Raw genomic sequence first — 475 nt, forward strand, 5'->3', positions numbered from 1 at the left:
GATCTGCTCTTCCGAAAACTGCTTCCGCTTCATTCCGTCCGTCCCTTTAAGGAGACGGTCTCTACTTCCAGTTGGATGAAGAAACGGGGGTCACGTCACGACGAGCGAGTTGATCCTCGACAACCTACCCGCCCACAAGAGCATCGCGGCATGCGCGGCGATCAAGGAAAGGGGCTCCTGGCTGCTCTTCCTTCCGCCTTACTCGCCCGAGTTCAACCCGATCGAGAACGCCTTCGCCAAGCTCAAGGCGCACCAGCGCAAAGCCGCCGCGCGTACTGTCGACGACCTGTCCCGCGCCATCGACACCTTCACGCCCACGGGGTACGCTAATTATTTCGTCGCTGCACGATACGATGCGTACTGATCGGAATTTGCTCTAGGGTTCAAACCCAATCAGCATCTTGAGTGATGACAGGTTTCCTGATTCACTGGGGTGTGGATCATGAGAGGTGAGGCATGGCGCTGTTCTGGTTGT

1 pseudogene is annotated in these 475 nt (G+C 57.1%); it reads left to right on the top strand.

Annotation, left to right across the window (positions count from 1 at the left end):
- Positions 1-109: 109 nt before the first annotated feature.
- Positions 110-364: pseudogene (locus SM191_RS19580) on the top strand (transposase); the annotation flags it as partial.
- Positions 365-475 lie beyond the last annotated feature (111 nt).

Origin of the sequence: Sphingomonas sp. 2378 (assembly GCF_038084995.1) — a bacterium.
In the GTDB taxonomy this organism is placed as follows: domain Bacteria; phylum Pseudomonadota; class Alphaproteobacteria; order Sphingomonadales; family Sphingomonadaceae; genus Sphingomonas.